This window comes from Arthrobacter sp. PTI12, from assembly GCF_056679915.1.
In genome coordinates, this window is the sequence record NZ_CM155256.1 from 2,086,793 (window position 1) to 2,112,067 (window position 25,275).

General features: G+C 63.6%; 29 protein-coding genes. 18 read left to right on the forward strand and 11 right to left on the reverse strand.

The annotated features are described in order from the left end of the window. Positions 1–88: 88 nt before the first annotated feature. Together AC1MBU_RS10010 and AC1MBU_RS10015 are read left to right on the forward strand one after the other, a co-directional pair. Positions 89–1,039, forward strand: a complete 951-nt coding sequence (locus AC1MBU_RS10010) for a heme o synthase (RefSeq protein ID WP_277357176.1) — start codon at positions 89–91, stop codon at positions 1,037–1,039. A 30-nt stretch (positions 1,040–1,069) separates the two neighbouring features. Then, positions 1,070–1,975: a dihydrodipicolinate synthase family protein gene (locus AC1MBU_RS10015; RefSeq protein WP_277357175.1), complete on the forward strand. Its 906-nt coding sequence runs from the start codon at positions 1,070–1,072 to the stop codon at positions 1,973–1,975. A 2-nt stretch (positions 1,976–1,977) separates the two neighbouring features. On the opposite strand, the gene AC1MBU_RS10020 is transcribed toward AC1MBU_RS10015, so the two are convergent. Genes AC1MBU_RS10020 through AC1MBU_RS10030 form a run of 3 tightly spaced genes read right to left on the reverse strand, consistent with a single transcriptional unit; the run spans position 1,978 to position 4,617 of the window. Then, positions 1,978–2,928, reverse strand: coding sequence for a COX15/CtaA family protein (locus AC1MBU_RS10020; protein WP_277357174.1), 951 nt, complete (start codon positions 2,926–2,928; stop codon positions 1,978–1,980). 4 nt (positions 2,929–2,932) lie between these two features. Continuing rightward, positions 2,933–3,673 (reverse strand): ABC transporter permease, encoded by a 741-nt coding sequence (locus AC1MBU_RS10025; RefSeq protein WP_277357173.1) that lies wholly within the window; start codon positions 3,671–3,673, stop codon positions 2,933–2,935. Beyond that, positions 3,670–4,617, reverse strand: coding sequence for an ABC transporter ATP-binding protein (locus AC1MBU_RS10030; protein ID WP_471673511.1), 948 nt, complete (start codon positions 4,615–4,617; stop codon positions 3,670–3,672). The genes AC1MBU_RS10025 and AC1MBU_RS10030 overlap by 4 nt, the downstream gene beginning before the upstream one ends. 191 nt (positions 4,618–4,808) lie before the next feature. On the opposite strand from AC1MBU_RS10030, the gene AC1MBU_RS10035 reads away from it, so the two are divergent. From AC1MBU_RS10035 to AC1MBU_RS10060, 6 genes are all read left to right on the forward strand, one after another. After that, a complete protein-coding gene (locus tag AC1MBU_RS10035; RefSeq protein ID WP_346028284.1) occupies positions 4,809–5,648 on the forward strand; it encodes a helix-turn-helix transcriptional regulator in 840 nt (279 codons plus the stop codon). Further along, positions 5,648–7,123 carry a Fe-S cluster assembly protein SufB gene (gene sufB, locus AC1MBU_RS10040; RefSeq protein WP_056547588.1) on the forward strand — a complete coding sequence of 492 codons (1,476 nt, stop codon included), beginning with the start codon at positions 5,648–5,650 and terminating at the stop codon, positions 7,121–7,123. The genes AC1MBU_RS10035 and sufB overlap by 1 nt, the downstream gene beginning before the upstream one ends. Further along, positions 7,123–8,421 (forward strand): Fe-S cluster assembly protein SufD, encoded by a 1,299-nt coding sequence (gene sufD, locus AC1MBU_RS10045; protein WP_277357170.1) that lies wholly within the window; start codon positions 7,123–7,125, stop codon positions 8,419–8,421. The genes sufB and sufD overlap by 1 nt, the downstream gene beginning before the upstream one ends. Then, positions 8,421–8,798 carry a non-heme iron oxygenase ferredoxin subunit gene (locus tag AC1MBU_RS10050; RefSeq protein ID WP_277357169.1) on the forward strand — a complete coding sequence of 126 codons (378 nt, stop codon included), beginning with the start codon at positions 8,421–8,423 and terminating at the stop codon, positions 8,796–8,798. The genes sufD and AC1MBU_RS10050 overlap by 1 nt, the downstream gene beginning before the upstream one ends. Before the next feature lie 73 nt (positions 8,799–8,871). Further along, the gene (sufC, locus tag AC1MBU_RS10055) at positions 8,872–9,645 is read left to right on the forward strand and encodes a Fe-S cluster assembly ATPase SufC (protein ID WP_056547845.1); all 774 of its coding nucleotides are present in this window, start codon (positions 8,872–8,874) and stop codon (positions 9,643–9,645) included. 32 nt (positions 9,646–9,677) lie between these two features. Next, complete coding sequence (locus tag AC1MBU_RS10060; protein WP_056547596.1) at positions 9,678–10,007, forward strand: metal-sulfur cluster assembly factor; 330 nt, start codon at positions 9,678–9,680, stop codon at positions 10,005–10,007. Positions 10,008–10,080: 73 nt separating this feature from the next. Here AC1MBU_RS10060 and AC1MBU_RS10065 read toward each other — a convergent pair whose 3' ends face one another. After that, the gene (locus tag AC1MBU_RS10065) at positions 10,081–10,605 is read right to left on the reverse strand and encodes an O-acetyl-ADP-ribose deacetylase (RefSeq protein WP_277357168.1); all 525 of its coding nucleotides are present in this window, start codon (positions 10,603–10,605) and stop codon (positions 10,081–10,083) included. 113 nt (positions 10,606–10,718) lie between these two features. Between AC1MBU_RS10065 and AC1MBU_RS10070 the strand changes: the two genes are divergently transcribed. Next, a complete protein-coding gene (locus tag AC1MBU_RS10070) occupies positions 10,719–12,125 on the forward strand; it encodes a class I adenylate-forming enzyme family protein (protein WP_471673516.1) in 1,407 nt (468 codons plus the stop codon). After that, the gene (locus AC1MBU_RS10075; RefSeq protein ID WP_471673517.1) at positions 12,103–13,293 is read left to right on the forward strand and encodes a thiolase family protein; all 1,191 of its coding nucleotides are present in this window, start codon (positions 12,103–12,105) and stop codon (positions 13,291–13,293) included. The genes AC1MBU_RS10070 and AC1MBU_RS10075 overlap by 23 nt, the downstream gene beginning before the upstream one ends. A gap of 28 nt (positions 13,294–13,321) precedes the next feature. Here AC1MBU_RS10075 and AC1MBU_RS10080 read toward each other — a convergent pair whose 3' ends face one another. From AC1MBU_RS10080 to AC1MBU_RS10090, 3 genes are read right to left on the reverse strand one after another with little or no spacing between them, the layout of a single operon-like run. Further along, positions 13,322–13,987: an energy-coupling factor transporter transmembrane component T family protein gene (locus AC1MBU_RS10080; RefSeq protein ID WP_471673518.1), complete on the reverse strand. Its 666-nt coding sequence runs from the start codon at positions 13,985–13,987 to the stop codon at positions 13,322–13,324. Next, positions 13,984–14,694: an energy-coupling factor ABC transporter ATP-binding protein gene (locus AC1MBU_RS10085; RefSeq protein ID WP_479787132.1), complete on the reverse strand. Its 711-nt coding sequence runs from the start codon at positions 14,692–14,694 to the stop codon at positions 13,984–13,986. The genes AC1MBU_RS10080 and AC1MBU_RS10085 overlap by 4 nt, the downstream gene beginning before the upstream one ends. An 8-nt stretch (positions 14,695–14,702) precedes the next feature. Next, the gene (locus tag AC1MBU_RS10090) at positions 14,703–15,338 is read right to left on the reverse strand and encodes a biotin transporter BioY (protein ID WP_277357163.1); all 636 of its coding nucleotides are present in this window, start codon (positions 15,336–15,338) and stop codon (positions 14,703–14,705) included. A 140-nt stretch (positions 15,339–15,478) separates the two neighbouring features. Between AC1MBU_RS10090 and AC1MBU_RS10095 the strand changes: the two genes are divergently transcribed. After that, the gene (locus AC1MBU_RS10095) at positions 15,479–17,077 is read left to right on the forward strand and encodes an ABC-F family ATP-binding cassette domain-containing protein (protein WP_277357162.1); all 1,599 of its coding nucleotides are present in this window, start codon (positions 15,479–15,481) and stop codon (positions 17,075–17,077) included. Here the strand turns inward: AC1MBU_RS10095 and AC1MBU_RS10100 are convergent. From AC1MBU_RS10100 to AC1MBU_RS10110, 3 genes are read right to left on the reverse strand one after another with little or no spacing between them, the layout of a single operon-like run. Further along, a complete protein-coding gene (locus tag AC1MBU_RS10100) occupies positions 17,074–17,889 on the reverse strand; it encodes an SURF1 family cytochrome oxidase biogenesis protein (RefSeq protein ID WP_479789764.1) in 816 nt (271 codons plus the stop codon). The two genes, AC1MBU_RS10095 and AC1MBU_RS10100, sit on opposite strands and share 4 nt — an antisense overlap. 2 nt (positions 17,890–17,891) lie before the next feature. Further along, positions 17,892–18,173: a hypothetical protein gene (locus AC1MBU_RS10105; RefSeq protein ID WP_404800677.1), complete on the reverse strand. Its 282-nt coding sequence runs from the start codon at positions 18,171–18,173 to the stop codon at positions 17,892–17,894. Beyond that, on the reverse strand, positions 18,170–18,580 hold the full coding sequence (locus AC1MBU_RS10110) for a DUF3099 domain-containing protein (RefSeq protein WP_277357161.1): 411 nt from the start codon (positions 18,578–18,580) through the stop codon (positions 18,170–18,172). Before AC1MBU_RS10110 ends, AC1MBU_RS10105 begins: the two co-directional genes overlap by 4 nt. A gap of 125 nt (positions 18,581–18,705) precedes the next feature. Between AC1MBU_RS10110 and fabG the strand changes: the two genes are divergently transcribed. Both fabG and AC1MBU_RS10120 read left to right on the forward strand, forming a co-directional pair. Then, positions 18,706–19,449 (forward strand): 3-oxoacyl-ACP reductase FabG, encoded by a 744-nt coding sequence (fabG, locus tag AC1MBU_RS10115; RefSeq protein ID WP_056547620.1) that lies wholly within the window; start codon positions 18,706–18,708, stop codon positions 19,447–19,449. A gap of 64 nt (positions 19,450–19,513) precedes the next feature. Next, positions 19,514–20,257 carry an SDR family oxidoreductase gene (locus tag AC1MBU_RS10120; RefSeq protein ID WP_056547622.1) on the forward strand — a complete coding sequence of 248 codons (744 nt, stop codon included), beginning with the start codon at positions 19,514–19,516 and terminating at the stop codon, positions 20,255–20,257. Positions 20,258–20,288: 31 nt separating this feature from the next. Here AC1MBU_RS10120 and serB read toward each other — a convergent pair whose 3' ends face one another. Further along, a complete protein-coding gene (gene serB, locus AC1MBU_RS10125; protein ID WP_404800680.1) occupies positions 20,289–21,170 on the reverse strand; it encodes a phosphoserine phosphatase SerB in 882 nt (293 codons plus the stop codon). A 155-nt stretch (positions 21,171–21,325) separates the two neighbouring features. On the opposite strand from serB, the gene AC1MBU_RS10130 reads away from it, so the two are divergent. From AC1MBU_RS10130 to lplAB, 5 genes are all read left to right on the forward strand, one after another. Next, positions 21,326–22,111, forward strand: coding sequence for an ABC transporter ATP-binding protein (locus tag AC1MBU_RS10130; RefSeq protein WP_346028281.1), 786 nt, complete (start codon positions 21,326–21,328; stop codon positions 22,109–22,111). Positions 22,112–22,127: 16 nt separating this feature from the next. Further along, positions 22,128–22,904, forward strand: coding sequence for a sulfite exporter TauE/SafE family protein (locus tag AC1MBU_RS10135; protein ID WP_056547625.1), 777 nt, complete (start codon positions 22,128–22,130; stop codon positions 22,902–22,904). A 1-nt stretch (position 22,905) separates the two neighbouring features. Then, complete coding sequence (locus AC1MBU_RS10140) at positions 22,906–23,760, forward strand: TrmH family RNA methyltransferase (protein WP_277357158.1); 855 nt, start codon at positions 22,906–22,908, stop codon at positions 23,758–23,760. 81 nt (positions 23,761–23,841) lie between these two features. Continuing rightward, positions 23,842–24,096, forward strand: coding sequence for a type B 50S ribosomal protein L31 (locus AC1MBU_RS10145; protein WP_056547629.1), 255 nt, complete (start codon positions 23,842–23,844; stop codon positions 24,094–24,096). A 103-nt stretch (positions 24,097–24,199) separates the two neighbouring features. Next, entirely contained in the window at positions 24,200–25,273 is a 1,074-nt protein-coding gene (gene lplAB / locus AC1MBU_RS10150; RefSeq protein ID WP_277357157.1) for a lipoate-protein ligase LplAB, read from the forward strand. Positions 25,274–25,275 lie beyond the last annotated feature (2 nt).

Genomic DNA, 25,275 nt, shown 5'->3' on the forward strand with positions numbered 1-25,275 from the left:
CTCTTTTCTACGAGCTGTAAAAAACTCGTATGGACCGGGTATGATGGCGGTGGACTTTATCCTCAATTCAGAAGCAGAGCATCCTCCCGTGAATTTCGATCAGGTGGCAGTTGCGCCCAGCGTGAATCAGGCAGGCAGCGGCGTATCCCGCAAGCTTCGCGCGTATCTGGCACTGACCAAACCGCGGGTCATTGAACTGCTGCTGGTCACCACCCTTCCCACCATGATCTTCGCCCAGGGCGGATTTCCGTCGCTCGGCCTGGTCATAGCCACCATGGTCGGCGGTGCCTTTGCTGCCGGAAGCGCGGGTGCTTTCAACTGCTATCTCGACCGTGATATCGACAAGGTGATGAACCGAACGGTCAACAGACCATTGGTGACCGGAGAAGTGACACCGCGGGAAGCGCTGATTTTCGCGTGGGCCCTGGGCATCGCATCGGTCGCCATCCTGTGGGTAGGCACCAACCCTCTCGCTGCCTGGCTCGGAGTGGGCGCAATCTTCTTCTATGTCGTCATCTACACCCTCATCCTGAAACGTCGGACAGCGCAAAACATCGTGTGGGGCGGGGCAGCAGGCTGCATGCCGGTGCTGATTGCATGGGCTGCAGTGACAGGAACGGTGGAATGGCCGGCGGTTGTGCTCTTCCTGGTGATATTTCTATGGACGCCGCCGCACTATTGGCCGCTGTCCATGAAGTACAGCGACGACTACAATGCAGCGAACGTGCCCATGCTTGGTGCCATTGCGGGCGCTGGAGTTGTCTCCGTTCAGGTCGTTCTCTATGCCTGGGCCACGGTGATTTGCTCGCTCCTTCTTGTTCCCGTGGGCGGGGCAGGTTGGGTTTACGCCGTCGCGGCAGTTCTCAGCGGCGGCTGGTTCATTCTGGAGTCCCATAAACTGCACGCCTCGGCCCAAGCGGGGACAGCCACGGGCAAGACGGCGATGAAGGTCTTCCACGGATCAATCAGCTACCTCACCGTGCTGTTTCTGGCTCTCGCTATTGATCCCTTCGTCGGGACTGCAATCTTCGCGAGCTAGGCAGCAGCGCTCTCCACCTAGGATGGTGGAATGGTCTTCACCGGAGTCGTTGCCTACCCCCTGACGCCTTTCACTGCGGACAGCGCGGTGAACTCAGCCGAACTTTCGCTCCTTGTGGATCGTCTGGCCCGGTCGGGGGTCGATTCCGTCACGGTGCTCGGGTCCTCCGGCAGCTTTGCCTATCTTGACGGTGATGAACGGAAGCGGGTCATTTCCTGCGCGGTGGACGCCGCCGCAGGCCGCGTTCCGCTGGCGGTGGGTATCAGCGCAGTCGCTACCCGGGAGGTAGTTGCAGGAGCACGGGCCGCGGAACGGCTGGGGGCGGACGGGGTGGTTCTCTCACCTGTGTCCTACCTGCCGCTGACCGACGACGAGCTCATTGCGCTGGTGGAGGAAGTAGCCTCCGCAACTACTCTGCCCATCTGCCTGTACAACAATCCGTCCACCACCCAGTTCTCCATCGACGTGGAATTGGTGGGTCGGCTTGAGCACGTGCCCTCCCTGGTCGCTTTCAAGGACACGGCTGCTACTCCCGCAGAATTCGCCGATCGCGCGGCACGGTTGCGGGGAGCGCTCAACCGGCGGATCAGTCATGGCGCCAGCGGCGACCCACTTATAGCGACCGGCGAGGTGACCGCGGACGCCTGGCACACGGGCCTAGCAGCGCTCTTGCCTGCCAGCTACCTGGCGTTCCGCGCCGCGGTGCTGAAAGGTGATCCGGCGAGGGTGTCCGCGGAACGGTCCCGACTGGTGCCGGTGGTCCAGGCCGTCCACCGCCTGCGGAAGCTCAGCGGTCTGCATGCCCTGGGCAGGGCGTGCGGGGTGGACGCCGGAGATCCGCGACGGCCGCTCCTTCCGATCGCCGGAAGCGAGCAGCGCGACCTGGCGCGGCTGGCTGAGGCGTTCGACGACGTCGAGGACGGCGTGCAGGGCTGACGCTAGTCGGCGCCGGTAGCAGCTTCTACCCGCCGGCGGGAATATCCGATGTAGATGGCGTGCGCCATCGCCGCCGTGAGCACGGAAGCTCCCAGCATGTGCAGCGCAACCAGGGCCACCGGCAGGTGGAGGAAATGCTGCAGGTAGCCAACAGCGCCCTGCGCAAAGACGACGACGGTCAGAAGAACCAGGGCGAAGCGCAGGCGCTGCGCAACCCGGAGCCGGTACGCAGCGAAGACCAGCACGAGTACCGTCAATACGAGCAGGTAGACCGGGGCGGCATGGATGCGGGTCATCAGATCCGGGTTGAGGTTGTTCCGCGCCGCACCCGCGTCTCCTGCGTGGGGCCCCGATCCGGTGACCACCACACCGAGCAGCACCGCGGCGGTCACCAGTACCCCCGCGGCGGCGAGGAGCTGTCGAAGCAGCGGTGTGGCACGCGGAGTGTTGTCAGCTTCCGCCTCAGCGGGGGAAAGCCGTGTGCGGTTCACCAGCACCGTGGCCACCGTAATCAGGACCATCGAGATGATGAAGTGCCAGCCAACCACCCACGGGTTGAGCTGAGTCAGGACCGTGATCCCACCCACCACAGCCTGCGCGGGGATCCCCGCGAAAAGAACAACGGCGGGCACAAAAAGGTCCCGCCGGGTCTTTCGCATGTTCCACAGGACCACGAGCATGGCGATCGCGATCGCGGTGAGGACGAAGGTGAGCAGGCGATTCCCGAATTCGATGATGCCGTGTACGCCCATTTCCGGGGTGGTGACCATGGAGTCAGCAGTGCACAGCGGCCATTCAGGACAACCCAGGCCGGATGCGGTGAGCCGCACTGCACCACCTGTGACGACGATCAGGATCTGGGAGACAAGCGAGGCAAGCGCCAGCGCGCGAACCGACGGTGTGACTGTCCGGGGTAGGCGCTCGACCAGACGGGCAGGGGAGATTTGAGTCATGTTCCTAACTCCATTTGAACCAGCGGACGGCGGCCAGGCCCACGACGGCGGCCCAGCCGCACAGCAGTGCGAAGGACAAGGCATCGAATGTGCCGGAGGTAAGGGCAGTGCGCAGCCCGTCGCCCAGTGCGGCTGAGGGCAGCAGCGCAACGACGGGCTGGATGACCTCGGGCATGCTGCTGCGGGGGATGACAGTACCGCCGACGGCTGCCAGCAGAACCCACGCCAGATTGGTCACAGCAAGGGTTGCCTCGGGCCGGAGGGTTCCGGCTATCAGGAGCCCCAGAGCAGTGAAGGCCGCGATTCCCGGCACCAGCATGGCAAGTGCCGGAAGAATCCCGCTGAGCGGGGGCTGCCAACCAAGCAGAACCGCCATCGTGCCGATGACTGTGATTTGGATAGCGAGAACCGCACCCACCGCGAGGACCTTCCCCAAAATCAGCCCACTGCGGCCGAGCGGGGTGGTCGAAAGGAAGCGAAGCACACCGTAACGGCGGTCGAACCCGGTTGCGATCCCTTGTCCGGTGAATGCCGTGGAAAGTACGCACAGCGCAATCACACCCGGGGTCCCTGCCTCGAGCCGCGGCACGCCGAGAACATCGAAGAAGGGGGTGAAGGCAATGGCGCTCAGTGCAAGCAGGGGGAGCACGATGGCCAGAACGAGCTGTTCCCCATTGCGAAGCATGGCGATCGTCTCATACCTGCCATGCTGCAGGACCCGCACGGGCAGCGGGGAAGCGCTCATCGGATACTCCGTCCGGAGACATCGAGGAAGACGTCCTCCAACGAGCGGGAGGTCAGGGAGATCGAGGCCGGCAGGATGCCGTTCTCTGCCCACCAGGCAGCGATGACTGCCAGGTCCTCTGGTGTTAGTGCGCCGTTCACGCAGTATTTGCCGGGCGAGGGCTCAGAGACATCGAGATGGACCAGGCGGTCGGCGGGCAGTGTGAGGCCGATCTGCGCTTCAAACCGAAGCTCCCGGGCGGCATCCGCGGTATGGGCGGTCAGTTCGGCCACTGTTCCCTGTCTGACCGTCCTGCCCTGGTCAATGATGTAGACGTAATCCGCGAGCCGTTGGGCGTCGTCGAGCAGGTGAGTGGTCAGAATGATCGCAAGGCCTTCGTCCCGAAGCTCCGTAATCAACTCGAAGACGATATTGCGTGACTGCGGATCAAGTCCTGCACTTGGCTCATCGAGGAAGAGCACTTCAGGATTACCCACGAGGGCACACGCAAGGGCAAGGCGCTGCTTCTGGCCTCCCGAGAGCCGCCTCACCGAGGTCCGTGCGAATGAGTCGATTCCAAGCCGGGCTGCCAGCTGCTCGACATTGAGGGGTGAGGCATACATGCCGGCCACGTGGTGCAGCAGGGGCAGTGGCCGGACTGCCGGAGGCAGCCCGCCCTCCTGCAGCATGATGCCGACGCGGCTGCGAAGTGGGGCGCCCGCGCGCCACGGATCTTCGCCAAGGAGGCGCACGCTGCCGCCGCTGGGCTTCTGCAGGCCCTGCGCGCACTCGAGCGTGGTGGTCTTGCCCGCTCCGTTGGCGCCCAGCAATGCGGTGACGCTGCCCATGTCAGCGCGGAGACTGACGCCGTCGAGCACGCGGATCATCTTGCCGTCGAGGGATGAGACTGGGCCGAAGTCCTTGACGAGCCCGCTGACTTCGACGGCGGGAGGGGAGGAAGGCACCGGATAATTCTACGCCACGTAGTAGCTGTCTCACGATGGCTCTGTCGGCACACCGGATGGGTAGCCTCGCCTTACTGGAAGCGGGTGGGCTTCTGGAATAGATTAGGACATGGTTATGTTGTCTTAATTGGCTCGTTCCGCTCAATTCGAGCTCCAAGCCTACTTCCCAATGCACCCTTAAGGAGGCCACGTTGTCACATTCCGTTGTCCCGGGCCGTACCAAGGGAGATAGCGTTTTCGGTGGAGTTGACGATGCCGATTCCCGCCGCGCCGTCGATGAGCGGACCAGGGACAAAGTGCTTTCCGCAGTTCTTGAGCACGGTCCGGTGAGCGCGGCTGAACTCGGCGACCGGCTGGGTTTCACGCCGGCGGCGGTCCGGCGCCATCTTGACGCGCTGTCCCGTGACGGCCTGATCGAGGTCAAAGTCATCGGCAGTCCTTCCCCGGGTGCAGGCCGTCCCGCGCGCCGCTATGTCCTCAGCCAGCGGGGCCAGACACGGCTGGGCAACGATTATCTGCACATCGCGCAGGCAGCGCTAGGTCAGCTACGGGAGATCGCGGGGCCTGACGCCGTCCGCCAATTTGCAGCGGGCAGGTTCGCCGACATGGAGGAGCGGTACCGGCCGGTCATTGAGTCCGCGGGAGACCGCCTCGAAGACAAGGCTGCAGCGCTTGCAGAAGCACTGAGCCTTGACGGATTCGTCGGCTCCACACGGGAAATCGGCAGAAACGCACCCCATGCGGCGATGCTGAGCGTGCAGCTCTGCCAGGGACATTGTCCCATTCAGGAACTCGCGGCTGACTTCCCCGATTTCTGTGAACAGGAAACCGATGTTTTTGCCCGGCTGCTCGGCGTGGACGTTCGCAGGCTGTCCACTCTCGCAGCCGGCGGCCACGTCTGCACAACACACATACCGATCGGCCGCATCGCGCGCGCCGGTGAAACTGCCCGCCAATCACCCGAAAGCGACGCCCCGGCGCCGCACCCATACGTAACAAACGTCTCCAACCATCAGCAAGGAAGGCCGTGATGACGGATCAGACAGATCAGAAGGCATTGGTTCCCGAGGCCGTGCCCGCAGGAGTACTCAGCGACATCCTCGAGAGAAATCCGGAGCTCGAAGGCATCGGTACCTACGAGTATGGCTGGTCCGACAAGAACGACGTCGGCGCCAACGCCCGTCGCGGCCTGAGCGAAGAGGTTGTCCGCGACATCTCCGCCAAGAAGAACGAGCCCGAGTGGATGCTCGATCTCCGGCTGAAGGGTCTGAAGTACTTCGACCGCAAGCCGATGCCCAACTGGGGCGCGGACCTGTCGGGCATCGACTTCGACAACATCAAGTACTTTGTGCGGTCCACCGAAAAGCAGGCCGGTAGTTGGGAAGACCTTCCCGACGACATCAAGAACACCTACGAAAAGCTCGGCATCCCTGAGGCTGAGCGTAATCGCCTGGTTTCCGGCGTCGCCGCGCAGTACGAATCCGAAGTTGTCTACCACCAGATCAATGAGGAACTCGAGCGCCAGGGCGTCATCTTCATGGACACCGACACCGCGCTGCGGGAGCACCCTGAGTTCTTCGAGGAGTATTTCGGTTCGATCATTCCGGTCGGTGACAACAAGTTTGCTTCACTGAACACCGCTGTCTGGTCCGGAGGCTCTTTTGTCTACGTACCGCCCGGTGTCCACGTTGAGATTCCCCTGCAAGCCTACTTCCGCATCAACACGGAGAACATGGGTCAGTTCGAGCGGACACTGATTATCGCTGACGAAGGCTCCTACGTGCATTACATCGAAGGCTGCACGGCACCCATCTACACGTCAGACTCGCTGCACTCCGCCGTCGTCGAAATTGTGGTCAAGAAGAATGCACGCGTTCGCTACACCACAATCCAGAACTGGTCCAACAACGTCTACAACCTGGTAACCAAGCGGGCCATCGCGCATGAAGGCGCCACCATGGAGTGGATCGACGGAAACATCGGCTCCAAGGTCACCATGAAGTATCCGGCTGTCTACCTGGTCGGGGAGCATGCCAAGGGCGAGACGCTGTCGATCGCATTCGCCGGCGAGGGCCAGCACCAGGACACCGGATCCAAGATGGTCCACATTGCGCCGAATACGAAGTCTTCGATCATCTCGAAGTCGGTCGCCCGCAGCGGCGGGCGTGCCGCATACCGCGGTCTGGTGCAGGTCCGGGAGGGCGCAACTCACTCGGCCAACACCGTACGCTGTGATGCCCTGCTGGTTGACACCATCTCCCGCTCAGACACCTACCCGTACGTGGACATCCGTGAAGACGATGTCACCATGGGCCACGAAGCCACGGTCTCGCGAGTGAGCGAAGAGCAGTTGTTCTACCTTATGTCCCGAGGGATGCCCGAGGACGAGGCCATGGCGATGATCGTGCGCGGATTCATTGAACCCATTGCACGTGAACTCCCCATGGAGTACGCGCTCGAACTGAACCGCTTGATCGAACTCCAGATGGAAGGAGCCGTAGGTTAATGGCTGAAACCACCCAGTTGACCCCCGAACTGACTGACGAGAAGGCCCGTATCGGATCACCGTCGAGCCCGGAGAAAATTGCCATTGACGGCTTCACCGAGGAAGGCGAAAACCTTTCCCCGACGAACACCGGCGCCGAGCAGCACGGGTTGAAGAAGCACAGCCACGGGGATGACCCTGTTGTGCCGGAAGCATCTCGAGGCGAGCGGCTCAAATCTTACAAGCTTGCCGACTTCCCACCACTGACCGGCCGCGAAGAGGACTGGCGGTTCACGCCGATCAAGCGCCTCCGCGGTCTGCATACCGATGCCCTGACAGGCAGTGGGCCCGAGGTTACCGTGTCCGGTGCATCGAACATCCTGGTGGAAACCGTCGAGCGCACGGATTCCCGCTTCGGTTCCGCAGCGATTCCTGAGGACAGGGTTGCCGCGGCCGCGTGGGAGGCGGTTACGCAGGCAACCGTCGTGACCATCCCCGATGAGACGGAAGCCGACTGCGACGTCACCATCTCGATCAACGGCACCGATGAGGCTCCCGCTGCACAGCACCTCATCATTTCTGCAGGGAAGTTCTCCAAGGCTGTCGTGGTGCTCGACCACCATGGCAAGACCACTCTGGCGCAGAACATCGAGATTGTGGTCGGAGACGGCGCGCAGCTCACGGTGGTAAGTGTCCAGGAATGGGACGACGACGCCGTACACGCCTCCTCGCAGCAGGCGAAGATCGGCCGGGACGCCCGTTTCAAGCACGTGGTCGTCACTCTGGGTGGCGACCTCGTGCGGCTCACGCCGTCGTCATTCTTCACCGCTCCCGGCTCCGAGGTGGAAATGTACGGCCTCTACTTCGCCGATGCAGGGCAGCACCTTGAGCAGCGGCTCCTCGTTGACCACGCCGTACCGAACTGCAAGTCCCGCGTCACCTACAAGGGTGCCCTGCAGGGACAGGACGCGCACACTGTCTGGGTAGGCGACGTGCTGATCCGCAAGGAAGCCGAGGGAACGGATACGTACGAGACCAACCGGAACCTGTTGCTCACCGACGGCACCCGCTCGGATTCCGTACCGAACCTCGAGATCGAAACCGGCCTGATCGAAGGCGCCGGACACGCGAGCGCAACAGGCAGGTTCGACGATGAGCACTTGTTCTACCTGATGGCCCGCGGGATCGATGAGAAGACGGCCCGCCGTCTGGTAGTGCGCGGATTCCTCAACGAGGTCATCCAGCAGATCAAGGTTCCGGTACTGGAAGAGCGCCTCACGGAAGCCGTGGAGCGCGAGCTGGCTGCAGGGAACTACTGATGACCCGGACACCTGAGAACGGCACCGGGCCGCAGGGCGAGCTCGTCTGCAATGTGAATGATATTGAGGTCAAGCAGGCGCTGCGGATCCTCATTGACGATTACCCCGTAGCAATCGTCAAAGATTCCGACGGCGGCATCCACGCAATCGGCGACACTTGCTCCCATGCCGATATTTCCCTTTCCGAGGGTGATGTCGAGGGCTGCAGGATCGAGTGCTGGGGACACGGTTCCCAGTTCGATCTGCGCAGCGGCATGCCGCTCCAGCTTCCCGCCTACGAGCCTGTGCCGGTTTTTGCACTTGAGATCCACGGTGACGAGGTTTACGTCGACATCACTACGGTGACCAACTCGGCGCCTGTCCCCGATCGCGGCTAGAACTGTCACGAGCCAAAACACTTTCGAACATTTGAGCAACCCTGCACTGCAGGATGCAAAGGAGAACCCAAAGATGTCCACCCTTGAGATCAAGGATCTGCACGTCAGCATCGAGACGGAACAGGGCGCCAAGCCCATCCTCAAAGGCGTCAGCCTGACTATCAACACCGGCGAGAGCCACGCCATCATGGGCCCGAACGGCTCCGGAAAGTCGACTCTCGCATCCACCATCGCCGGTCATCCCCGTTACACCGTGGACAGCGGCTCGATCACCCTCGACGGTGAGGACGTCCTGGAGATGAGCGTCGATGAGCGGGCCCGCGCCGGACTCTTCCTCGCTATGCAGTACCCGGTCGAGGTTCCGGGTGTCACCATGACAAACTTCCTGCGCACGGCCAAGACCGCACTCGACGGCCAGGCCCCGAGCCTCCGGCACTGGACCAAGGACGTGAAGGAGGCAATGTCGCAGCTGCGCATTGATGCCGACTTCGCTCAGCGCAACGTGAACGAGGGCTTCTCCGGCGGCGAGAAGAAGCGCGTGGAGATCCTTCAGCTCGAACTGTTCAAGCCGAAGTTCGCCATCCTGGACGAGACCGACTCAGGTCTCGACGTCGACGCGCTCAAGGTGGTGTCAGAGGGCGTCAACCGTGAGCACAGCAAGGGCAACATGGGCACCCTGCTCATCACCCACTACACACGCATCCTGCGGTACATCAAGCCTGACTTTGTGCACGTCTTCGTCGACGGCCGAATCGCTGAAGAGGGCGGCCCTGAGCTCGCCGATCGCCTGGAGGAAGAGGGCTATGACCGCTTCCTCGTGGCCGGTACAGCTACTGCCGGCGCCTGATCCAGCTACCGACACAAAGAGAGGCTCCTGACATGAGCGATGTGAACGCAGCACAGACATCCCTTGAGGATGTCGAAGAGTCGCTGAAGGACGTCATTGATCCTGAGCTCGGCGTGAATATTGTCGATCTTGGTCTGTTGTACGGCTTGAAGTACGCCGACGACGGCGCTCTGCTGATCGACATGACCCTCACCACCGCAGCGTGCCCCCTGACCGACGTGATCGAGGAACAGGTGGGGCAGGCGCTCGATGGGGTAGTCGACGACTGGAGGCTCAACTGGGTGTGGATGCCGCCGTGGGGGCCCGAAAAGATCACCGACGACGGCCGCGATCAAATGCGGGCACTGGGCTTCAATATCTAGCCCATCCGGAACACCGGTCCGCACACAAGGGAGGCAGCGCTGCGAGCGCTGCCTCCCCTTGTGTGCGTCAGTGTCAGCCTTTACTGTTCGTGTGAGCGTGCCGAAAGACCGAAACAAGCCGCTCCGAAAACAGCACGAAGCTGATCTGCCGGATACCGCCGTCGTAGTCAGCAACCCTCGCGAACGCAATTCTGGCCACCGCGTCGGGGTCCCAACCAAAGATCCCGGCGCTGATCGCGGGAAAGGCAACCGAGCGTGCGCCCAGCTCGTCGGCGACCTTGAGACTCTGTCGGAAGCAGGACTCAAGCAGCGCGGGGTCACTCTGGCCCGCATGGCGGTTGGGACCGACGGTATGGACTATCCAGCGGGCAGGCAGCCTGAATCCCGGCGTCGCGACAGCCTGACCCACCGGCAGCCCGCCGGGCAAAGAATTCGCGCGGATTTCACGGCACGCTTCGAGCAGTTCCGGCCCCGCCGCCGCATGGATGGCACCGTCCACCCCACCTCCGCCCAGCAGCGATGAGTTCGCTGCATTGACGACGGCGTCGACGTGCTGGGTGGTGATGTCACCGTGGAGGATCTGGACTTCCGGTGCCATGACGGTCACATCCGTTCTGCCCGGTGACAGGACCGCGCGGTTCGACAGCGATGAGCGTGTGCACCAATGTACTAACGTTTGCGGTATTGCCAGAAGAGGGAGACGCCCCAACCATGCCCTTCATCGACCGTCTGCTGTACTGGGCACGCCGCGAACCCGGGCGGAACGCCGTCGTCGCCGGGTCCCTGCGGCTGACCTACGGCGAGCTGGCTGCACGGGCGTCCTCACTGCAGTTGCCTGAGGGAGGAATGATCGCCCTACAGATCGGCGATCCGGTGCGTTTCGCCGTTGCTTTCACCGCCGTGGTTGGACAGGGTAAATGCGCCGCCGTCCTTGATCCCAGCTGGCCGAGTGATCTTCGGGTCAGGATCCTGGAGGCCCTCCATCCGGACGCCGTGATCACTTCAGCGGATCCGACGGAGGCCGCGCACCCGTCTTCGCTGGCCGACGCAGCTGCCGACGCGCGCTTTTACTGCGGATTCACCTCTGGCACGTCCGGAGTCCCGAAAGGGTTTGTACGAACTGTCGGTTCGTGGTCCCGCTCACTGGAGCGGAGCGTGAACTGGTTCGGTGTCACTCCGGGGTTGCGTGTCTGTGCACCGGGTCCGCTGGCTGCCAGCCTGAATCTGTACGCCCTCGCCGAGTGTCTCTACGCCGGTTCGACCTTCCACTCACTGGCACCCGGGGATAGGGCAGCGACAGGTCCGCTGACGGCGCAGGTCCTGAGGTCCGAGCGCATCGAGCATCTCGTCGGGGTCCCGTCCACACTGCGGCTGGCTCTGGACCGAATCGAGGGAGAACTACCGGAACTGCGCACCGTGGTATCCGGCGGCGCCCGGCTTTCCGCGGCGGACACCCAGATCATCCTGCGCAGTGCGCCGGCCGCCCGCGTCTTCGAGTACTACGGCGCGTCGGAGCTGAGCCTGGTCACCGCCCGGCGGGTGGACGGCTTTGACGGGAACGATGTCGGCCGTCCCTTCCCAGGGGTGCGGATCAGGATCGACGCGGACAGCGGTTCCGGCCGGCACGGCAACGTGGGTACCATTTCCGTCCAGACCGACACAGCGATCGAAGGTTATCTCTTCGGAGACGACGGACGCGCCTTCCGGCGCGACGGGAGCTGGGTCACGGTGCAGGACCAGGGCTGGATTGACGACGACGGCGCGCTGCACCTGACCGGTCGGCACGGCGACATGCTCGTGGTCGCGGGAAGCAATGTCTATCCGAGCGAGGTCGAAGCCGCGCTCGCGACGGCAGGTCATCCGGCCGCCGTCGTGCTCGGGGTTCCGGACGCACGCCGTGGCTGCGCGCTGGCCGCTGTCATCCAGGCGCGCCCGGATGCCGTCATCGACACCCGGGCCCTTCGCACCCGGCTGAAGGAGCTGCTGCCCGTCGATAAGGTGCCGAAACTGATCCTCCGAACCGGGCGGCTACCGTTGACCACCGCGGGGAAACCGGATCGCGCCGCGCTGAAGGCGTCAGTAATAGGAAGGGACGGTGCCCTTGAGCGGCTTGCCTGAGGACCGTCGGGACGAGAGGCGGGCCGTCATTGCCCTCTGCCGCCGCACACCGTTCGGCCGCCTCCGCGGGGTGTTCTCGTCGACCGAGGCGCATGATCTGCTCGCAGCCGTCCTGCACGCCGCGTACCGGGACGCCGGCCTTCCGGAGAGTGGCCTGGCGGACGTCATCATCGGCAATGCCGCCGGTGGAGGAGGCAACGTCGCGCGGTTGGCAGCGCTGACCGCGGGCCTGCCGGTGGAGGTACCCGGCCTCACGATCGACCGTCAGTGCGCTTCCGGTCTCGACGCGATCTCGTTGGCCTGCCGGCTCGTGGAGTCGGAGGCAGGCGCTTGGTTCATTGCCGGGGGTGTGGAAAGCTGCAGCACCGCTCCCTTGCGCGCGCACCGGTTGACCTCGCTGCCCGGAGCGCCCGACTTCTTCTCCCGCGCGCGGTTTGCACCGGAGACTCACGGCGATCCGAGTGCCGGCCAGGCAGCTGAGAACGTTGCCGCCGCCTTCGGCGTCCAACGTGACGAGCAGGACCAGTACGCCCTCCGCAGCTACACCCGCACAGCCGCAGCGCTCGATGGAATGTCGGCGGAGATAGTTCCGATTGCCGGCTGCGACACGGACGAGACACCACGTCGTGGGATGACATCGAAGGTCCTGTCCCGATTCCCACCGGCATTCACGGCGGCCGGGAGCGTTACCGCCGGCAATTCCTGTGCCGATGCAGACGGAGCGGTAGTCGCCGTCGTGACGAGCCGTGCACGTGCCAGGGCGGCGGGCTTCAACACAGTGCTTGAATTCCACGGTTCTGCATCTGCCGGAGGGGCGCCTGCCCTCTTTGGAACCGCCGGCGCGCACGCGGTGCTGAAGCTCCTCGAAGGGATCCAGTTGAACAGGAACGCTGTATCCACCTGGGAGTACAACGAGGCCTTCGCGGCGCAGGTGCTCGCCTCGGCGCAGCTGTTAGGAGTTGCCCCTGAACGTCTCAACCTCCACGGCGGGGCTCTTGCCTATGGCCACCCATATGGTGCTTCGGGCGCGATGCTTGTTGCCAACCTTCTGCGCCAGGCCGCCATGCCGGGCGGCCCCCGGGACGACGGCGGCTGGTCGGTGGCTGCGGTGAGCGCAGCCGGCGGCGTAGGGACAGCCGCCGCTTTCCGTACGGTGAGCCTCCAGTAGCAGCGGGAGGATCCGCTGCCCAGCAGCCCTACGAACCGGACCGGAATGCTCCACCGGGAGTGCCGCCGTCGTGATCTGCTTCCGCGAGACCGCGCGCTGCGAGCGCATCTCCGGTCTGCTGTGCATAGGCCACCGCACCGATGAAGACGGGAAGGATCAGCGCGCGTGGATTGCGTTCCAGGCCGCGGGCACGGGCCGCGTCGCGGGAATCCTCCGCAGAGCCGACCAGATAGGGGATGCTGCGCAGCATCAGTGCGACGGTCAGCCCAAAGCGTTCCGGATCGGCGCCAAGCGGCTGCAGCGGACGAGCCAGTGAAACCAGTCCGTCGAGAATGCGTTGGCTCTCGGTTGTCAGCGTGATCAGCAGGGCAGCCAGAACGCAGGTCACGATGTTCCCGACTACGAGGAACGCTGGAAGGAGTCCCGCGCTGAACCACTGGAACGCTCCAAGGACGACGATGAGCAGCCACATCTTCCGAAGGGGCTGGAGCAACTCGCGGAACCCAAGCCGAGCACCCACGAGGTAGGCCAGGACAACCAGGCCCAGACCGGCCAGTGTGGCTTCCAGCGAACTTAGTGCCAGGACCACCACCGACAGCACAGCCACCGGCAGGAACTTGGCCCACAGGGGAGCGGCATGCAGGATCGATCTGCGCTCCACATACGCGCCAAGCAGGCTGGCGTGACCCCTCACAGCGGCCCTTCAGCGGACGCATCATGCAGGCTGAGCTCGCGGTAGGCGGCGACGGCGTCGGCGGGGACGCCGTCGAATATCACCCGGCCGGAATCAACCACCAGGGTGCGTTCAGCCTGCAGCGCGAAGTCCAGCGAATGGGTGGTGAAAATGACCTGCTGGTCAAGACCGCGGAACAGGCGCCGCACGCGTTCTGAGTTGCGGAGGTCAAGGAGGGTGGTCGGTTCGTCCGCAACGAGGACCTTGGGATCACACGCAAGGACGGTTGCGAGGGCGAGGAGCTGGCGTTCACCGCCCGAGAGGTCGTAGACGCTCTGATCCGCAAGATGCGCGAGTCTGAATCGGCCGAGAACTTCAACAGCTGCCGTGCGCCGCTCCCCGCGGTCTCGGTAGCGCCGGCGCAGGGACAGCTCCACGTCTTCACGACCGGTGGGCATCACCAGTTGGGACAGCGGGTCAGTGAACATGAAAGCCACGCTTTGCCGGACCGCCGCGCCTTTGCGCGCGGTGTCCAGCCCGTCGACCGTCACCTGACCGGACGTCGGCAGGACCAGTGAATTGATCAGTTTCAACAGGGTGGACTTGCCGGATCCGTTTGCGCCGATGATGCTGATGCGGCTTTCTACCAGTGAGAGATTCAGCGGTGCCAGGATGGTTCGTGGTGCCGGATGATCTGCCTGTACGGCTGCTTCGCTGAACTGGATCATTGCCTACCTCAGCGCCGGCGGGCTGAACGGGACTGGAGACGGGGGAACGCCTTGAGAACACTGAGCCCGATTGCAGCGGCCGCCAGGTTCTTCAGGACATCCCCGGGGAGGAAGACGACGTCGGCTGCGATGGCAGCGGCGAGGTCAAGTTTTGCATTGATCATCATGCCGATGATTCCCAACGGATGTGTGATGAGCAGGCTCGTCACAGTGCAGGCAACGAAGAGTGCAAGGAACCGGTAGCGGGAAAACCGGCGGAAGACGATGCGTGCGAGGAAGCCGACCACGAAGGCTGCAATGGGGAAGGCGATGATGTAACCGGCTGATGGGCCGAAGAGGACACCGATACCACCTCGGAACTGGCTGAAGATCGGCAGTCCCGCGAGCGCAACGGCCACGTACAGGCTGAGGGCTGCGCCCGCCCGCCACGGCCCGAGCACAATTCCGGTCACCATGATTGCCAGGGTCTGCAAAGTGATCGGCACCCCCACCTGCCCCACCGGTATAGCGGGTAGGATGGCACTGGCGGCCACGACGGCTGCGAAGACCGCGATCAGCGAGAGATCGGTCGCATTCCAGGAAGAACGAGCCCGTGCCGGAGTATCGGCGGGTGTGGAATGCGGAGCCGGATTCGTCTGTTGCATCGTGACGCTTTCTGTGAGATCTACACAACGGTGAGCTGTTACTTACCGAGATTAGTGCGGAAAGAAGCAAACGCTTTTGTAGGTTTCCTACAACATTGAGGTCCGGCCTACAGCGCCGGAACAGGAAAGGCCCAGCCACCGTGATTACCGTGTCGAATCTTGAATTGCGCGCGGGCGCAAGGCTGCTCATGGATCAGGTGTCCTTCCGGGTGGACCGGGGAGACAAGATCGGGCTCGTCGGGCGAAACGGCGCCGGCAAGACAACGCTGACCCGGGTATTGGCGGGGGAGGGTCTGCCGGCCGCCGGCACCATCACCCGCACCGGGGAGATCGGCTACCTGCCGCAGGACCCGCGCACTCCCAACATGGAGCAGTTGGCCCGTGACCGGATCCTCTCTGCCCGCAACCTGGACGTTGTTGTCCGGAAGCTGCGTGAGACGCAGGACCAGATGGCCAGTGAAGATACCACCGTCCGGGACAAGGCTATGGCTCGCTATGACCGCCTGGAGACGGAGTTCCTCGCTCACGGCGGCTACGCGGCAGAAGCCGAGGCGGCTGCTATCTCCTCGAATCTCGCGCTTCCGGAACGAATCCTCAACCAGCCGCTGAAAACACTGTCGGGCGGTCAGCGCCGACGGGTGGAGCTCGCGCGCATCCTTTACTCCGGCGCTGAAACCATGCTCCTCGATGAGCCGACCAACCACCTGGACGCTGACTCCATTACCTGGCTGCGGGAATTCCTGAAGAATCACCAGGGCGGGCTGATTGTCATCAGCCACGATGTGGAGCTGCTTGAAGCGACCGTCAACAAGGTGTTCCAGCTTGATGCGAACCGGGCCACCATCGACCTGTACAACATGGGGTGGAAGCGCTACGTCCAGCAGCGTGAGACCGATGAGCGGGCGCGCAAGCGGGAACGGGCCAACACCGAAAAGAAGGCCCAGGTGCTGATTGACCAGGCCAACAAGATGCGCGCCAAGGCAACCAAGGCGGTCGCTGCCCAGAATATGGCAAAGCGGGCTGAGCGGATGCTCTCCGGGCTCGATGACGTACGCGCACAGGACCGCGTCGCAGCTCTGCGCTTCCCCGAACCGGCGTCGTGCGGCCGCACGCCGATGACGGCAGAGGGTCTGAGCAAGTCCTATGGCTCGCTGGAAATTTTCACCGACGTCGATCTGGCCATCGACCGCGGCTCCAAGGTGGTGATTCTCGGGCTGAACGGTGCGGGCAAAACCACCCTGTTGCGCATGCTTGCGGGGGTTGACAAGCCGGATACCGGCGAGATCATCCCCGGTCACGGACTGAAGGTGGGCTACTACGCCCAGGAGCACGAGACGCTTGACACTGAGCGCACCGTCCTCGAGAACATGCGGTCTTCGGCACCGGACATGCGGGACGCAGAGGTCCGCGGCATTCTCGGTTCCTTCCTGTTTTCCGGAGACGACGTCGACAAGCCGGCAGGAGTCCTCTCGGGCGGCGAGAAGACCCGCCTCGCCCTTGCAACGATCGTGGCATCATCCGCCAATGTGCTGCTGCTCGATGAGCCCACCAACAACCTGGACCCGGCAAGCCGCGCGGAAATCCTGGGAGCCCTGCGGAACTACTCCGGCGCGGTGGTGCTCGTCAGTCACGACGAGGGCGCTGTGGACGCGTTGAACCCGGAACGGGTAGTGCTGCTGCCTGACGGCGTGGAAGACCTCTGGAACGACGACTACCTTGACCTGGTGACGCTCGCCTAGAGTCCCTGGGCGTCCAGAATCGCATCCTCTTCCTGCTCAGCCGAGGGCCGCCGTCGTGCGCGGGCAGGCACCGGCTCTGCGTCCGGGTCCTCGTGGTCAATGCGGTACTGCTGCCGCGCTGCATAGCCGAGCCCTACGAACAGCAGCACCCCGAAAGCAAACCACTGCATCGAGTAGGACAGGTGCGGTCCAAGGTCGATGGCAGGCTTGGCGGGGGGAACCGGCGCTGTTGCCGGAGGCGGCGTTTCGCTGGCCACCAGCCCGTAAGCGGCGGTGGCGATGGGGTACTCTAGCTGCGCTTCGTAGGCCGTCAGGTCGATGGACGCCAGCTGGCCCGCCGGCGCCGACCGGTCCAGGGCCGGCTCTGCCGGGCGGATACGCGCGACGACGGTCACCTCACCGTCCGGAGCAGGCGGCACAGTATCGGGGCGGCCCGCGCGGTCGTTGCCAATGGGCAACCACCCACGGTTGATGACGACGGCGGTGCCGTCCTGGAGCTTCAACGGAACCAGAACTTCGTAGCCCGGCCGGCCGCCCAGCGGCCGGTTACGTACGATGCGCTGGTTGGCGGAGTCATAGTGTCCGACGAGCGTGACAGGCGCCCATTCCGTTGCCCCATCGAAAGACTCAAACAGCGACGGCGAGTAGGGGATCGGCGCGAGATCATAGTTTGCCTCGACCGTGTTCACAGTAGCCGCCGCCTGGTCCCGCCGGTCCAACTGCCACAGCCCCAGTGCGCTGCAGGCTGCGGCCAGCACCAGAACGAGCGCCAACCAGCCGAACCAGCGGGGTGTCGCCAGGTATTTCAGTATCTTCACGACGCCGCCGGACTGCCTTCCAGCGGCAGCGTCTGCTTCCAGAGTCCTCTGGTGGTGAGGTACTCCTCCAGCCACTCGCGGTGCTCGCTGCAGGCCAGCCACGTCTTTCTGCGCTCAGGAGTGTGAATGCGGGGGTTGTTCCAGAGGAGTTGCCAGGACGCACTCTGTCCGCAGGCTTTCCGGGAGCAGATGGGGTTGCCGTGCGCTGTAGATGCAGCCCTGGTTGAAGACTGTGCTGTTGAGGGAACTGCGCCCGGCAACTGGTCGAAGATGCTCACGATGTTCCTTCCTGCTTCCCTGCTTCCTGATCGAGCTCCGGCTCGTCTTCGATGATCTCGCCCTGCAGCGTGACGGGCTCCTCTTTCACTGCCGCCGGTGCCGGTGCTTCCAGTTCCGCGGCAGGAGCACGGTCGAGCAGCGAATCGCTGTGGGCGAGGTTGCTGGTGTCGCTTCCACCATTCGCTATGATCACCGCGAAATAGGGAAGGAACACGGCTCCCGCGATCATGACCCACTGCAGCCAGCCCTCCACCACGAAAACGAGGATCAGGCAGACCATGCGAATTCCCATGGACACGGAATACTTGATCATCCGCTGGCGCATGTCATCGCTGTGCGCCTCGCGGGCATCACTGATGTTATGGATTTCCGGGCGGCGCTTTGACTGAAGGCTCAGCTTGATCATCACACTCCAAGGGGACTACTCCATTGTCTCACTCCCGAGCCCCCACTTAAAGTTCCCGGCAACATCGGTCAGTGCAGATAGGATCGAACGGATGCTCAGCACCGCTCCCTCCGAAAGGACCCTCCGTGCAGGAACAAGACACCGCTGGAACGCCCGAGAAGAAAACCGGACGCAGCGTCCTGGTAACGGGAGGCAACCGGGGGATCGGGCTGGCAATTGCTCAGTCCTTCCTCGCCAACGGTGACCGGGTGGCCATCACGTACCGAAGCGGCAATGTTCCGGCCGGGATGCTCGGGGTGAAAGCGGACGTCACGGACAACGCGCAGGTCGATGCCGCCTTCAGCGAAGTTGAGAACACCCACGGCGCTGTTGAGGTGCTGATCGCGAACGCGGGTATCACCAGGGACACCCTGCTTCTTCGGATGAGTGAAACGGATTTCACGGACGTCGTAGACACAAACCTCACCGGCTCCTTCCGGGTGATCAAGCGGGCCAGCAGGGGGATGCTTCGCCTGCGAAAGGGCCGGATTGTCCTCATCTCGTCAGTGTCCGGGCTGTATGGAGCGCCGGGCCAGATCAATTATTCGGCGTCCAAGGCCGGTCTCGTGGGAATCGCACGCTCGCTGACGCGGGAACTCGGATCGAGGGGAATCACCTGCAACGTGGTTGCTCCCGGCTTCATCAACACGGACATGACCGCCGCGCTTCCGGCCGAAACCCAGCAGACCTACCTCTCCTCCATCCCGGCCGGCCGGTTCGCGGATGCAGACGAGGTTGCCAACGTGGTCCGGTGGGTTGCCAGCGACGAGGCGGCCTACATTTCAGGGGCCGTCATCCCCGTTGACGGCGGACTCGGAATGGGTCACTGACCACCACAGCAGTTCTTCGCACTACACAGCCAAAGGCACAACCGAATCAAGGAGGGCCCCGGACATGGGCGCACTGGACAGCACAACGGCAATCGTCACGGGATCGTCCCGCGGAATCGGCGCTGAGGTGGCAAAGCTCCTGGCCGCGCAGGGCGCCGCCGTCGTCGTCAATTACCGGCAGAAGGCGCCCCGGGCAAACAAGGTGGTCGCGGGCATCGAGGCCGCCGGCGGCCGTGCCGTGGCAGTGGGCTCGGACCTGACTGCCCAGGACGGCGCACAGGCACTCGTGGACGCTGCTGTGCAGAATTTCGGTGGACTCAACCTGCTGGTCCTCAATGCCTCCGGCGGTATGGAGTCCGGCCTCGGGGAGGACTACGCGCTCAAGCTGAACCGGGACGCACAGGTCGGCATGCTCACAGCAGCTCTTGACGCCATGCCCGCCGGCTCCCGTGTCGTCTTTGTCACGAGCCACCAGGCCCACTTCATCAACACGGTGGAAACGATGGACGCCTACGAGCCGGTAGCGCGCAGCAAGCGCGCTGGTGAGGATGCGCTTCGGGAGATGGTTCCGGCGCTGACCGAACGCGGCATCAGCTTCGTCGTCGTCTCCGGAGACATGATCGAGGGCACGGTCACCGCTACCCTGCTCGACCGCGCGGCGCCGGGCGCCATCGAGGCCCGCCGGCAGGAGGCCGGACGCCTCTACACGGTGGAGGAGTTCGCGGCCGAGATTGTTGCCATGGCAACCGCTGATGTTCCCACCGGCCACACAGAGTACGTAGGCGGAGCTGAGCACTTCACGCGCTAGCCCTTAGCCGGCTGCCGCGAAGAGCATGGACCTACAACCGCACGAAGTGGCGGACCACGTCAAGATAGGGAAAATTCACCGCAACATCAGCGGCTGACCGCACCGCCGGCTTGGCGTTGAACGCGACGCCAAGCCCGGCAGCGGCCAGCATGTCCAGGTCATTGGCGCCGTCGCCCACTGCCACCGTACGTTCGAGCGGTATCCCGGCGGCCTCGGACCATGCCCGCAGGCACCGTGCCTTCTCCGCCCGGTCCACCACCGGACCGATCACTGAACCCGTGAGCGTGCCGGCGTCCACGCCCAGTTCATTGGCTTTGGCATGGGTGAGGTTCAGGCGCGCGGCCAACGGCTCGAGGATCTGGCTGAATCCGCCCGAAACCACCGCAACAACATGACCAGCATCCAGGAATGCCGCGACCAGATGTTCTGCACCTTCGCTCAGCTCGATCCGGGTGCCGACATCATCGATGACACCCTCAGTCAGCCCGGCGAGCACGGCTACCCTCGCATGCAGACTCTGTGCAAAATCCAGTTCGCCGCGCATTGCGGATTCCGTGACGGCAGCAACCTCCGCTTCCCGGCCGGCGTGTGCTGCAAGGAGCTCGATGACCTCCTGCTTGATGAGGGTCGAGTCCACATCCATGATGAGCAGTTTGGTTCCCTCGCCGAGGAGCGCCGTAGGCACCACCGCGATGCCCGTTTCATCTGACAATAGCGGCGCAACCGTCGTGCGAAGCGTATCGATGCCGTCATCGGAACTGACGGTCAGGCAGGCAACCTGGTAGCGGCCGTCGTCGTTCCGGCTTTCACCGACGACGACGGCGCCACTTTCCTGCAGGGCGCGGCGCACCCGCAAGCAGTGAGCATCCTCCAACCGGGCGCCGAAGCTGACCACCCTGAACATCTCCGCCACGTGCGCCAACGGCCTTTCCTCGATCCGAATCTCCTTTGTCATTATGATCCCCTGCCCGGCGGCGGTGAAACCGGTGACGGGCCATACGGATTTCCGGTCATGCCGCCGCTGTTCATTTAACGTTCAAGGCTGCTCTTGGCCTAGTGTCTACTGTCATGAGTGATGTTCTGGAACTCTCCGGGGTGAGTCTTGTCCGCGGAGGAAAAGCGCTCCTGGACGACGTCAACTGGCAGGTCCGTGAGGGCGAGCGCTGGGTGGTTATGGGCCCCAACGGCGCGGGCAAAACCACGCTCCTGCAGATCGCAGGCGCGCGGATCCACCCAACGCGCGGCGTGGCGGGAATCCTCGACGAGGTGCTGGGAGCGGTCGACGTCTTCGAGCTGCGGCCCCGTATCGGCCTCGCCTCGGCGGCGTTAGCGTCCCAGATCCCGGAACATGAAACCGTGCTCAATGTGGTCGTTACTGCCTCCTATGGAGTGACCGGCCGCTGGCGCGAACAGTATGAGCGGCTGGATGAGCGTCGGGCCTTCCGGCTGCTCGACGCCTGGGGTGTGTCCACCCTGATGAACAGACCCTTCTCTTCGCTGAGCGAGGGCGAACGCAAACGTGTCCAGATAGCGCGTGCCCTGATGGCTGACCCGGAGCTGCTCCTGCTCGATGAGCCTGCCGCCGGCCTGGATCTGGCCGGGCGCGAGGACCTCGTCGCGCGCCTCAGCGAACTTGCTGCGGATGAGGATTCGCCGGCGATCGTCCTGGTGACGCATCACCTCGAAGAAGTACCTCCGGGCTTCACTCACGCGATGCTCCTGCGTGAGGGTTCAGTGGTGGCGGCTGGACCCGTCGGTGATGTGCTGGTGGCCGAACACCTGAGCCTGGCGTTCGACATGCCTCTCGAAGTTACCCAACGGGATGGCCGTTACAGCGCCGTCGCGCGGTCCTAGCAGCGGAAGATACTTCGTGGACCTGTGGCGCGATGCGCTGATCCTACTCGGCGGTTTGTGGGCCGGAACCATCAACACGATCGTCGGTTCCGGCACCCTGGTGACGTTCCCCATTCTGGTTGCCCTGGGGTATGCCCCGGTGACCGCCACCATCAGCAATGCCATGGGACTCGTGGCCGGCAACGTAACCGGCGCGTGGGGGTACCGGGAAGAGCTGAAGGGCAACGGCCGAACCCTGGCCCGGCTGTTGCCAGCTTCGCTGCTCGGAGGCATTGCCGGTGCGGCCCTCCTTCTCAACCTCCCCGAGACCGTCTTCGGGCTGGTGGCGCCGTTCCTGATCGTGGTCGCGCTCGGGTTTGTGATCTTCCAACCGAAACTGCAGCGTTGGGTGCGGCGGCGCGCTGAGACCAAAGCGCCCACAAGATCCCATCCGTTGGCACTGACGGTGCTCGTCTTCCTGGCCGGCGTCTACGGCGGATATTTTGTCGCCGCGCAGGGCATTCTGCTGGTGGGGATCCTGGGCATTTTTCTTTCCGGCACCATGCAGTCAGCCAACGCGATGAAGAACGTCCTTGTGCTTGGGGTGAACCTGATCGCAGCTGTCTCCTACATGCTCTTTGCCTTCGATCGCATCGAATGGTGGGTTGTCCTGCTCATCGCCGTTGGTTCCCTTGTGGGCGGGGTTATCGGGTCCAAGGTCGGCCGGCGCCTTTCCCCCCTCATTCTGCGGAGCGTCATTGTGGTTCTCGGCCTGGTTGCGCTCTACGTCATGATCGTGCGGCTGGTGAGCTAGCGTGGCCCTGGAGCGCCTCGCCGACGCGGCAGACCCCCGGGTTACTGATTACACCGGACTGACCGATACGCAGCTGCGTCGGCGCCGCGAGCCGGCTGAGGGCCTGTATATCGCCGAAAGCACGAAGGTGCTCCGGCGGGCCATCGACGCCGGGCATACGCCGCGATCGTTCTTCCTGACGGACAAATGGCTCCCGGACCTCGAAGACATCCTTGCCCGTTTCCCGGACACACCTGCCTATGTCGGGTCCGAGTCGGTACTGGAGGACATCACCGGCTTCCACCTTCACCGCGGCGCCCTGGCGGCCATGAATCGCCCTGCTCCGCTGGCACTGGAGGATGTGCTGCATAGCGCGCACCGCGTGGCGATCCTCGAAGACATGGTGGATCACACCAACCTGGGCGCGGTTTTCCGTTCCGCAGCGGCGCTCGGCGTGGATGCGGTCCTGATCACGCCACGCTGCGCTGATCCGCTGTATCGAAGGGCTATCAGGGTCAGCATGGGAACGGTCTTCCAGGTGCCGTGGGTGAGGCTGGACTCGTGGCCGGGCAGCATCGCAATGCTACGCGCGTCCGGGTTTCTGGTGGCGGCACTGGCCCTGGCACCGGATTCGCTCGAGCTGCAGGAGCTGTCGCAGCGCGATCCGGACCGACTGGCCCTCATTTTGGGCACTGAGGGTGAAGGGCTCTCGCAATCCACACTCGAACAAGCAGATATCTCCGTCAGGATTCCGATGAGTTCCGCCGTGGATTCCCTCAACGTCGCAGCGGCAGGCGCCGTCGCTTTCTGGGAGTGCAGGTCGAGTGCGGTCCAGCGCTCCGAGAGCTCTTTCGCGGATCCCCCGCGCGTGCGGTAGAGTTGGTTGCTGGCCTACGGGCCGTCAACTTTCAAACCACCGGTGCCTGGCAAAATCCAGGCAACTACAGAAGGTACTCCCATGAAGTCTGATATCCACCCCAAGTACGCATCGGTCGTCTTCCGCGACCTCGCTTCTGAGAAGTCTTTCCTCACCCGCTCAACCGTTACTTCCAACAAGACGGTTGAATGGGAAGACGGAAACACCTACCCGCTGGTAGAGGTGGAAATCTCTTCGGAGTCCCACCCGTTCTACACCGGCAAGCAGCGCATCATGGACTCCGCCGGCCGCGTCGAGCGCTTCAACCAGCGCTTCAAGGGTTTCGGCAAGAAGTAGTTCGCCTGAACAGTGTTACTGGGCCCGAACCGGAATTTCCGGTTCGGGCCCAGCGCTTTAAGCCGTATACCAAGGGGTAGCCGGAAGGTGCAGCAGGAGGATCATGGATCACGGGGCCACACGGGAATTTCACGGTGAATACAAGGTTGCCGGCGGCAAGCTGGTAGTGGTGGACACCGACGTCGCAGGCGGGAAGCTGAGTCAGGTGTCGGTGAACGGTGATTTCTTCCTGGAGCCGGACGAGGCGCTGGATGACATCAATGCCGCCCTGGAAGGGCTTGAGACCGATACTCCCCACGGCGAATTGGCATCGGCGATCCGACGGGAGCTGCGACCGGATGCGCAACTCTTCGGCTTCTCGCCGGAAGCAGTCGCCACCGCCGTCCGCAGGGCGCTCGGAAAGGCTTCCGGCTTCGCTGACCACCAGTGGGAGATCATCGGTCCCACGCCGCTTCCCACCGCCATGCACGTCGCGATGGACGAGGTGCTGACCCGTGAGGTGGGTGCCGGCCTGCGTAACCCAACCCTGCGCTTCTGGGAGTGGGAAAGCCCCTCGGTGGTCATCGGCAGCTTCCAGTCCATGCGCAACGAGGTAGACGCTGACGCGGTTCGTCGCCACGGGGTGAGCGTGGTCCGCCGCATGAGCGGCGGCGGAGCCATGTTCATGGAGCACGGCAACGCCATCACCTATTCGCTCTACATCCCGCAGTCACTGGTGGATGGAATGAGCTTCGCTGACTCCTACCCGTTCCTCGATGACTGGGTGATGGAAGGATTGAAAAAGCTGGGGATCTCCGCCTGGTACCAGCCGCTCAACGACATTGCAACGGATATCGGCAAGATCGGCGGCGCGGCGCAGAAACGGCTGAGCAACGGCGGCATGCTCCACCACGTGACGATGTCCTACGACATCGATGCCGACAAAATGCTCGAGATCCTCCGGATCGGACGCGAGAAGCTCTCCGACAAGGGAATCAAGAGCGCCAAGAAGCGGGTGGACCCCCTTCGTCGGCAGACCGGACTGACACGGGAGGAAATCATCCAGGTCCTGAGCGAAACCTTCAGGGAGCGCTACCAGGCCGTAGACGGGATCCTGACAGAGACCGAACTGGCAACGGCGCAGATGCTGGTCGAGGAGAAGTTCGGTACTGACGAATGGCTTTACCGCGTGCCCTGATT